This window comes from Streptomyces racemochromogenes, assembly GCF_044129415.1.
In the GTDB taxonomy this organism is placed as follows: Bacteria; Actinomycetota; Actinomycetes; order Streptomycetales; family Streptomycetaceae; genus Streptomyces; species Streptomyces racemochromogenes_A.
This window is the reverse complement of record NZ_JBBDHD010000188.1, coordinates 1-9,662: the sequence shown is the minus strand read 5'-3', so window position 1 is coordinate 9,662 and position 9,662 is coordinate 1. Positions and strand designations below refer to the sequence as shown.

The 9,662-nt window shown below is 74.6% G+C and carries 8 protein-coding genes; 4 read left to right on the top strand and 4 right to left on the bottom strand.

Features of this window, described 5'->3' with window-relative positions; genetic code table 11:
• Positions 1-1,193 (bottom strand): NAD(P)/FAD-dependent oxidoreductase (locus tag WDV06_RS34460; RefSeq protein WP_395513760.1); only part of this gene is annotated, 1,193 nt, incomplete at its 3' end.
• A 208-nt stretch (positions 1,194-1,401) separates the two neighbouring features.
• Between WDV06_RS34460 and WDV06_RS34455 the strand changes: the two genes are divergently transcribed.
• The gene (locus WDV06_RS34455) at positions 1,402-1,902 is read left to right on the top strand and encodes an NUDIX domain-containing protein (protein WP_395513759.1); all 501 of its coding nucleotides are present in this window, start codon (positions 1,402-1,404) and stop codon (positions 1,900-1,902) included.
• Between the two features lie 79 nt (positions 1,903-1,981).
• Here the strand turns inward: WDV06_RS34455 and WDV06_RS34450 are convergent, their stop codons facing one another.
• The 3 genes from WDV06_RS34450 to WDV06_RS34440 all read right to left on the bottom strand — a co-directional run bounded on the left by WDV06_RS34450 (position 1,982) and on the right by WDV06_RS34440 (position 6,713).
• Entirely contained in the window at positions 1,982-4,036 is a 2,055-nt protein-coding gene (locus WDV06_RS34450; RefSeq protein ID WP_463668235.1) for an MDR family MFS transporter, read from the bottom strand.
• Between the two features lie 76 nt (positions 4,037-4,112).
• Positions 4,113-5,471, bottom strand: a complete 1,359-nt coding sequence (locus tag WDV06_RS34445; protein WP_395513758.1) for a 6-phospho-beta-glucosidase — start codon at positions 5,469-5,471, stop codon at positions 4,113-4,115.
• Positions 5,472-5,840: 369 nt separating this feature from the next.
• Entirely contained in the window at positions 5,841-6,713 is an 873-nt protein-coding gene (locus tag WDV06_RS34440; protein ID WP_395513757.1) for a helix-turn-helix domain-containing protein, read from the bottom strand.
• A gap of 335 nt (positions 6,714-7,048) precedes the next feature.
• On the opposite strand from WDV06_RS34440, the gene WDV06_RS34435 reads away from it, so the two are divergent.
• The 3 genes from WDV06_RS34435 to WDV06_RS34425 form a co-directional block, all read left to right on the top strand.
• Positions 7,049-7,717: a helix-turn-helix domain-containing protein gene (locus tag WDV06_RS34435; protein WP_358897047.1), complete on the top strand. Its 669-nt coding sequence runs from the start codon at positions 7,049-7,051 to the stop codon at positions 7,715-7,717.
• A gap of 64 nt (positions 7,718-7,781) precedes the next feature.
• On the top strand, positions 7,782-8,339 hold the full coding sequence (locus tag WDV06_RS34430; RefSeq protein ID WP_395513756.1) for a toxin-antitoxin system, toxin component: 558 nt from the start codon (positions 7,782-7,784) through the stop codon (positions 8,337-8,339).
• On the top strand, positions 8,336-9,662 hold a 1,327-nt coding region (locus WDV06_RS34425), incomplete at its 3' end, for an MAB_1171c family putative transporter (RefSeq protein ID WP_395513755.1). The genes WDV06_RS34430 and WDV06_RS34425, both read left to right, overlap by 4 nt.

Below are 9,662 nucleotides of genomic sequence, written 5' to 3'. Positions count from 1 at the left end.
CGCCCCGCCCCGGCGGCGCCGGCCCCCGCGCCCGCGCCCGCGCCCGCCGCGAGCCGTTCCCCGACGGCGGTGTCCGCGCCCGCCTGGAAGTCGAACCAGGGCTTCAGCGTGCGCAGCGACCAGGCGTGGTAGCCGGCGGCGAAGTCGGGGGAACCCGGGTCCCGGTGGGCCGTCCGGGCCACCCGGTCGGCCGCCCACAGCGCGAGCGAGGTCCCCTGGCCCAGGGTCGGGTTGGTGTGGGTGAGGGCGTCCCCGACGGGGACCATCCCGCTCACCACCGGACCGCGCCCGTCGGCCAGGGGGCTCCAGCGGTTGTCCAGCCCCGCGATGGCCAGGACCCCCGACAGCGGTGCGGCGCCCAGGCCGAGCCAGGCGGCGCCGGGCGGGAAGGCCCGGGCGGCCGCCTCGAAGACGGCCGGATCGCGCAGGGCGGCCCGGGTGGGGTCCCCGGTGTGCGCGAAGACGGTCACGGCGAAGACCCGGTTGTCGGACGGGAAGACCGCGCAGCCCGCGAAGGCGCCGCCCGTCACCGTCCAGGGCCTGCGCGGTCCCTCGTCCACCCCCTCGGGCAGCCGGTACCAGCGGCAGAAGTACGCGAGGCCCGTACGGTGCCGCTCGACGGCGGCGGGCCGGCAGCCGGCCCGCGCCAGCAGCGCCGCGCAGCCCCCGCGCCGCCCGGCGGCGTCCACCACCAGGTCGCCCGCGTACCCGCCGCCCGGCGTGGTCAGGCCGGTGACCGCGGGCCGCGGGCCCCCGGCCGTGGTCAGCCCGGTGACCGGCTCCCCGTACCGCACCACCGCGCCCGGCTCCGCGCGCAGGGCGGTGGTCAGCGCGCTCTCCAGTACGACGCGCCGGGCCTGGAGCAGCACCAGGTCCTCATCGCCGGGCCGCGCGGGCGGCCGTACCTCGAACCAGTCCAGCTCGTGCCGCTCGCGGGCGCCGAGCCGGAGCATCTCCGCGTGGACGTCCGGCAGCTCGGCCCGGAGCACCGCCCGGGCGGCGCCGAGCAGCACGTGCGGCTGGGCCGCCTGGGGGACGCCCGGGCGGCGCCAGTCGAAGAAGTCCCGGTCGAGGGCGGTTCCGGGGGCCCGGGTGTCGCGCTCGAAGACCTCGGCGGTGTGCCCCCGCCGGGCCGCGAGCAGGGCCGTCGCCAGTCCCGCGACCCCACCGCCGATGACCAGCACATGTGCCATTGCGCGCCCCCGAGCCGACGTAACGTACGACGATCAGACCGACAGATCCTGCACGCCCGGCCCCTGGCCGAAACTCGTACACCCGTCCGAGGGGTCGGGCGGCAGCGCCTTGACGCACCGTCTCCTCGCCCCGGCGGATGGGACAATGGCCGTCCGCCCACCCGTGCGCCCCCACCGGCACACGAGACGAAGAACAGGACGGCCCCGCGTGACCGACCGGAACCGGAACCCCGAAGCCAGCGGCGCCCCGAGGGCCGTCCCCCAGCCCAACGCCGTCGTCGGCGTCGGACTGATCGTGCTGGGCGCCGACGGCCGGGTGCTGCTCGGCCGGGCGCACGACGGCCGCTGGGAGCTGCCCGGCGGCAAGGTCGACCCCGGGGAGGGCTTCGAAGAGGCCGCCGCGCGGGAGCTCGCCGAGGAGACGGGCCTGCGTACCGCGCCGGAGGCCGTCGAGGTGCTGGCCGTCCAGATCTCGTCACTCGACACCGGCGTGACCCGCCTGACGGCGGCCGCCCTCACCCGCTCCGCCGAGGGCACCCCGGCCGTGACCGAGCCGCACAAGATCGCCCAGTGGCGCTGGTTCGCCCCGGCGGAGATCCCCGAGGGCCTGTACGCCCCCTCGGCGGCGGTCCTGCACGCCTGGCGCCGCGACCTGCCCACCCTCCCGGCCGTACCCCGGCACGACTACCCCGTCGCCGCCCCTGCCTGACCCGGGAGCCCGGTCCTGGAGCCTGACCGGGGAGCCCGGTCAGGGAGCACGGTCCGGGAGCACGGTCGGGCAGCCCCTTCTAGACCCCCTGCCGCGGTGCGAAACCGCCCTCGCGGAGGTCCTCCGCCAGCAGCCGCTTGGCGATCGCGTCGGCGGCCGCCCGCAGCTCCGCGCTGCGCGGCCGGCCCCGGTCCCGCTCCAGTTGGTCGCCCAGCCACCGCGCCCACGCCGCGGAGATGACGTCGGCCTCCCGCTGCCCGCCCCGGGTCAGGCTGAAGAACCCGTTCTGCCGGGTCAGGTAGCCCTCCTCCACCATCCGGTCGAAGACCGGCAGCAGCACCTCCGGCGGCAGTGACCGGCGCGAGGCGATCAGCCCCAGGCCCGCGTGCCCGACCGTACGGGTGAGCAGGTCCACCTGCATGACGGCCCACGCGCCGGCCATGTCCAGCCGGGTGTCGGAGGCCTCCACGATGCCCCGTGCCTCCTGCGGCCCCATGGCCCGTACGAGCTTGCCCACCGCGAGCTCCAGCAGCTTGGCCGAGTCCCCCGAGGCCGTGGCCGGCGAGGCGAAGCCGTCGCCCATGTCCGTGGACGCGGCGCGGGCGCTGTCGCGCAGCCGGACCTGCTTGAGGAAGAGGCCGACGACGAAACCGACGGCCGCCACCGGAACGGTCCACAGGAACACGGTGTGCAGGGCCTCGGTGTACGCGCCGACGATCGGGCCGGACGCCGCCGGCGCGAGCGCGTGCACCCCTCGGGGGCTCTGGGCGGCGGCCGCGAGCCGGGCCGGGTCCCCGCCGGTGGCCCGGGCGGCCTCGGCCACGGCGCCCTCCAGAGCGGGCCCGAGGCTGTTGGCGTAGATCGTCCCGAACACGGCCGTCCCGAACGAGCTCCCCAGCGTCCGGAAGAAGGTGACTCCGGAGGTGGCCGTGCCCAGGTCGGCGTAGTCCACCGTGTTCTGCACGGCGATGGTGAGCACCTGCATGCACAGGCCGATCCCGGCGCCGAGCACGAACATGTACAGGGATTCCAGCCAGGCGCCGGTCTGCGCGTCCATCCGCGAGAGCAGGTAGAGGCCGGCGCCCATCACCGCACAGCCCACGATGGGGAAGACGCGGTAGCGGCCGGTCCTGGCGGTGACGTTGCCACTGAAGACGGACGCGATCAGCAGGCCGACGACCAGCGGCAGGGTGCGTACCCCGGACAGGGTGGCCGAGTCCCCGTCCACGTACTGGAGGTAGGTCGGCAGGAAGGTCATCGCGCCGAGCATGGCGAACCCGACGACGAAGCTGAGCACCGAGCACACGGTGAAGACGGGGTTGCGGAACAGCCGCATCGGCAGCATCGGTTCGGCGGCCCGCGTCTCCACCAGGCAGAAGAGGGCGAGCGCCACCACGCCGCCCGCCAGCAGTCCGATGATCACCCCGGAGGTCCAGGGGTATTCGTTCCCGCCCCAGCTGGTGGCCAGGATCAGTGCGCTGGACCCCACCGCGACCAGGGCGATGCCCGGGTAGTCGATGCGGGGCCGGCCCGCCGCCCGTACCGAGGGGATGGTGCGGGCGGCCATCGCGACCACCAGCACCGCGACGGGGACGTTGACGTAGAAGGCCCAGCGCCAGCTCAGGTGGTCGGTGAACAGTCCGCCGAGCAGGGGTCCGATGACGGTGGCCACGCCGAAGACGGCGCCGATCGCGCCCTGGTACGTGCCGCGCTCGCGCAGCGGGACCACGTCCGCGATGAGCGCCATGGAGGTGACCATGAGGCCGCCGGCGCCGAAGCCCTGGACCCCGCGCCACAGGATCAGCAGGGACATGTTCCCGGCGAGTCCGCAGAGGAAGGAGCCGGTGATGAACACCATCGCGGAGACCTGGAAGACCCTCTTGCGGCCGAAGAGGTCGCCGAACTTGCCGACCAGCACGGTCGCGACGGTCTCCGCGAGCAGGTACGAGGTCACCACCCAGGCCATGTGGTCCCCGCCGCCCAGGTCCCCCACGATCGTGGGCAGCGCGGTGCCCACGATCGTCTGGTCGAGGGCGGCGAGCAGCACGCCCAGCATGATCGTCCCGAAGACGATGTGGCGCCGCCGCCGGTCGAGCACGGGCGGCGGCGCGGCCGCGGCGGGGGCAGTGGTCACCCTCGCACTGTCACAGCCGCTCACCCGCCCCGCATGCCGCAAGCCGCCGTGCGGGGGAATCCGCCGCGGGTCCCGCTCAGCGCAGGTAGGCCAGCCCCGGGTGCTCGGCGGCGTACCCGTCCAGCAGGCGGCGGGCCACGGACACGGAGTCCACGAGGGGGTGCAGCGCGAAGGCCTTGACCGCGTCGGCCCGCGAGCCGCTCGCCGCGGCGGCCAGGACGGCCCGCTCGGCGGCCTTCACCGAGGTCACCAGCCCCACCGCGTGCAGCGGCAGCGGGGCCACCGACACCGGGTGGGCGCCGTTCGCGTCGACCAGGCAGGGCACCTCGATCACCGCGTCCGCGTCCAGCACGGAGAGGGTCGCGCCGTTGCGGACGTTGAGGATCAGCGTGGTCCGCTCGTTCCGGGCGATGGCCCGCATCAGCGCGAGGGCCACCTTCTCGTAGCCGCCGGACTCCAGGTCACTCTCCTCGCGCTCCCCGACGCCCGCCACCTCGCGGTTCTCGGACATGTACGTGGCCTCGCGCTCGGCCCGCGTCCGGTCCCAGGCGGCCAGCGCCGCGCCCGGAGGCTGCGCCGCCCGGCCCGCCTCGGCGTAGAAGCCGCGCTGCTGGTCGCGCAGGAAGGCCCCGCGGGTCTGCTTCGCCTCCTGGTAGGCCCGTACGGTCTCGCGGTTGAAGTAGTAGTAGTGCAGGTACTCGTTGGGGATCGCGCCCAGCGAGCGCAGCCACTGCGCGCCGAAGAGGCGTCCCTCCTCGAAGGACTCCAGCGCCCGGTCGTCGGCCAGCAGCCGGGGCAGCTCGTCGCGGCCGCCGACCCGCAGCCCGCGCACCCAGCCCAGGTGGTTGAGGCCGACGTAGTCGATCCAGGCCTCCTCGGGGCGGGCGACGCCCAGCAGCCGGGCGATCCTGCGGCCGAGGCCGACCGGTGAGTCACAGATGCCGATGACCCGTCCGCCCAGCTCTTCGGACATGGCCTCGGTGACCACCCCGGCCGGGTTGGTGAAGTTGATGACCCAGGCGCCGGGGGCGCTGCGGGCGATCCTGCGGGCCAGTTCGCGGGCCACGGGCACGGTCCGCAGACCGTAGGCGACGCCGCCCGCGCCGACGGTCTCCTGGCCGAGCACTCCTTCGGCCAGGGCGATCCGCTCGTCCGCCGCGCGGCCCTCCAGGCCGCCGACGCGGATGGCGGAGAAGACGAAGTCGGCGCCGCGCAGGGCCTCGTCCAGGTCCCGGGTCGCGGTGACCTCGGGGGCGTCCGCCGCCCCGGAGGCGGCGGCCTGGTCCGCGAGCACCCGGGCCATGGCGGCGAGCCGCACGGGGTCCTCGTCGTAGAGGGTCACCCGGGACACCCTGCCCTCGGCATGGTCGCCGAGGAGTGCTCCGTAGACGAGCGGGACGCGGAATCCGCCCCCGCCGAGGATGGTCAACCGCACGCCCCTACCGTCCTTCCGGCCTTTCGAGGTACCCGTCGCCGCCACGGCCCGGGGCGGGGGGGGGGGGGGGGGGGGGGGGGGGGGGGGGGGGGGGGGGGGGCGGGGGGGGGGGGGGGCGGGCGGGGGGGGGGGGGGGGGGGGGGGGGGGGGGGCGGGGGGGGGGGGGGGGGGTGGGGGGGGGGGGCGGGGGGTGGCGGGGGGGGGTGGGGGGGGCGCGCCGGTTCAACCCCCCGTCGGGGGAAACCCGGTGAAGGTCGCCGATCGTGGCATCGACTCCTCGGCGTCCGGCGGTGGCGTACCGGAGCATCACCGGTTCCCGCCGCCGCCCGCGCCGTGGCAGGCACTCGGGGAACAGTGTCCCCCGCCGGGTCAGTCCCCCAGCGCGGGAACCGCCCGCAGGCGGGCCCCCTGCGCCTGGGGGAAGCCCGCGCCGCCGCGCACCGGACCGGTCGGCAGGCCCTGCGGGGCCGACAGCACCAGGGTGATCCGGGTCAGTCCCATCCCGTCGAGCATCCGGCTGGTTTCGGCCACCATCCGGCAGCGCACCAGGCCGCGGCCCGGGTCGGGGTGGCGCACCGTCCGCACCGCGCCGTCCTGTTCGGCGGCCTCCTGCCCGTGGGTGGTCAGCCAGTGCGGGACCCCGTAGCGGTAGGCCGCCTCCATGAACGGGTCGCGGGCCACCTCCTGACGGATGCTCCGCAGGCCCTCGTCCTCGGGGGCCGCCGCCAGGGCGGTCGCGAACTGGGCCAGCAGGGGCACGCACCAGGCCGGCTCGTGGTCCTCCAGGACGGCCGCGGCATCCGGGTGGAAGAGCACGAAGCGCAGGAAGTTGTCGTCCGGCAGGGCCGTGGGGTGCGGCCGCACCGTCTGGAAGAGGCGGTCGAAGGCCGAGTTGGTCAGGGCGACGTCCCAGCGGTGGTCCACCAGGAAGCTGGGGTAGGGGACGGCCTCCATGAGGGCCGCGTAGTCGACCAGGTAGTCGCGCTGGGCCGGGTCCTGGGGCAGCCGGTTCTCCTCGGCCGCGCGCCAGGTGGGCGGCGGTTCGCGGTCGACCATGATCCTGAAGAGCCAGAAGCACTGCCGCTCGCTCATCTCCAGGGCCTCGGCCAGGGCGAGGAGCTTGCGGTCCGTCCATTCCTTGACGAGCCCGCGCTCCCAGTTCCCGTACGCGCGTACGCTGATGCGCAGGCGCGCCGCGAGGTCTTCCTGGCTCAGGCCCAGTTCTTCGCGGCGTTGGCGCAAAATCTCCTTGCGCCGTTCCGACCGCACTGCGCCACGGGCGGACTCGTCGCCCGCCAGGCGCTCCTCACCGGCTCGGACGAGGCCATCAGACGGGCCCACCGCTGCGAGATGTGGCACCGAGAGCTCCCCCTCCTCAACGGTCTGGATCTTCATTTCCGTGTGGCGATCCTGCTACCGACTTCATTCGAGTGTCAACTATTGTGGCAATTCCAGCCTGGCGACAGCTCATTCGCGCCACAGCTGTGGCAAGTTCTGGCTCTCCCAAAACAAACCGGATAGATTTCCCGAGGCCGACCACGTGCCCACTGACCTCGCGCGATCTAGGAGAACCACTGGTGACAGACGGCTTCCCGGCTCCCGTCGCGGTGGCCAACGCGCCCCTGGCGGCAACCGTCACGCGGGTCGCCGAGCTGGCGAACAAAATGGGCCGCGACCCGAACCAGGTCTTCGACCTCCGCCGCCTCTCGGAGGCGTCCGGAGTTCCCACCGACGTGATCAGATCCCTGCTCGACGGCCGGCGGGCCGGCGAACCCGACCTCCAGGCGCGCTTCCTCCAGCGCCTCGACCTGCTCAGGCGGACCCGGGTGAAACCCAACGGGCGCCGCTACACCCAGCAGGAGATCGCGGACGGCGCCGGGATGTCGCGGCAGCAGGCGGGAGCGCTCATCAACGGCGACCGGCGGCCCACCATGGAGCACTGCGACGCCATCCAGCGCTTCTTCGGGGTGCACGCGGGCTTCCTCACCGCCCATGACGCCGACGCGCTCACGGACGCCCTCCAGCGGACCGAGCAGCAGCTCCTCCAGGACTTCGCGGGGCGCGAGCGGCAGCCCGTACCGGCCGAGGCCGCGGCGGCCGGCGACCCGCTCGCCCGGCTCCTGCAGAACCACGGCGTCCGGGGCATCGCCTGGCGTGCTGCCCAACTGCCCAGCGACAAGCACCGGGACAAGGTGACCGAATGGCTGGACATGCTTCTCGAAAGCGTCAAACCGAACGAATCATGACCCAGTCGAAAGTCTGGATCTGATCCTTGAGTCCTGATCCGGATCCGCGTCGACGGGGAGAACGGTGAGCATAGGCAGAGCGCAGCGGCGATTGTGCGCGGAGCTGGTGTCCGGCATCAAGCTGGCCGCCCCCGTGGAACCCGTGGACCTCTACACCGCGCTCTGCGACGGCATGAGCAGGCACCGGGGCCGCCCGGTGCAGTTCCGGATGGCGGCGTTCCCGCAGGGGACGGCGAGCGGCCTGTGGCTCGACATGGCGGACCGGGACCTGGTGGTGATCGAGGAGCGGACCGCGCCGGACCATCAGCTGGTCATCCTGGGGCACGAGCTCTGGCACATGAAGGCCGGCCACTGCAGCCACCACGTGGACGGCGCCGCGGTCGCCGCCCGGCTGCTGAGCGACGGGGCCGACCTGGGCGAGACGGTGCGCAGCGTCGCGGCGCGCACCCGCGCCGACGTCCAGGAGGAGACGGAGGCCGAGACCTTCGGGCTGCTGCTCGGCAGCAGGTGCCGCTCCTGGCTCGCCGGTTCCTCCGGTCCGCGTCCCGCGGGCGGCCGGGACGAGCTGGCGGGCCGGATCGAGACCTCCCTCGGCTACCGGGGGCACAGGAACGACCGTTGAAAGGACCGGACTACTACATCCCGGCGGCGGCGATGGCGATCTCCCTCGTCTGCAAGCTGCCGGCCCTGCGCACCAACTGGCGCGATCCGCTCCTGCGGTCGGTCTGCTTCCTGCTCCTCCTCGCCGGCGCGGTCTTCGCCTTCGCCGCCCCTCCCACCATCGCGGCCGTCAACCGCTGGACCGGGATCCCCAACTTCTCCGCCCCGCTCGTCTACTCGCTGATGACCGCCTTCAGCGCCTCCTGCCTGGTCCTGGTGTTCAACTGGCGCGGCGGGCCGGCCGAGGAGATCCGGCACACCTCGCTGCGCTGGATCGCCGGCTACGCCGTCGTCATCGCCGCGATCGTCGTCCTGTTCGCCGTCGGGTCGGCGCCCGTCGAGCGGCTGCGCGACTTCGACACGTACTACGCGAACACCCCGTACATCCGGCTGATGATCCTCGCCTACCTGCTGGCGCACAACGTGGCCGTGATGGTGATGGTGTCGATGTGCTGGCGGTGGTCCCTCCAGGTCTGCGGCTGGCTCCGGGCCGGACTGCTGATCATCATCACCGGCTACGCCATCAGCCTGGCCTACGACGCCGCGAAGGTGTCCGCCGTCGCCGCCCGCTGGCTGGGGCGCGACCTGGACTTCCTGAGCACCTTCGTCGCCCCGCCGCTGGCCTCCGCCGGCGCGCTGGTCAGTTCGGTGGGGTTCGTGCTGCCCCTGGTGTACCAGCGGGTGTCGGACAGCTGGCGCACCTGGAGCACGTACCGGAACCTGGGGGCGCTGTGGCACGAGGTGCAGAGCACCGCGCCGAGCGGCACGCCGGGGGTGCGGATGTCCTGGTGGTCGCCGGCCGCGATCCGGGTGATCCAGCGGGAGTCCGACATCCACGACGGGTTCCTCAGGCTGGGCCCCTGCTTCGACCGCCGCCACCGCGACACCGCCTACGCGTGCGCCCGCGCGGACGGCGCGGACGAGGAGACGGCCCGCGCCGTCGCCGACGCGGCGATGGTGGCCGCCGCGGTGCGGGTCTGCGCCGCCGACCCGGAGGCGGCTGCCGCGACCGAGGAGGAGGACGCGGACGGGTGCCGGGTGCAGCTCACCGCCGACGGGCCGCGCGACCTCGTCCGCATCTCGCTCGCGCTGCGGCACTCGCCGCTGGTGGCCGCGGCCCGGCGGCAGGGGGGCCCCGCGGGGGCGGCCGGCGCCCCCCCCCCCCCCCCCGCCGCGCCCGCGCCCCCCCCCCCCGCCCCCCCCCCCCCCCCCCCGCCCCCCCCCCCCCCCCCCGCCGCCGTTTCACGCCGCGATGGTGCGCCGGGTGCGCACCCAGGAGCGGATG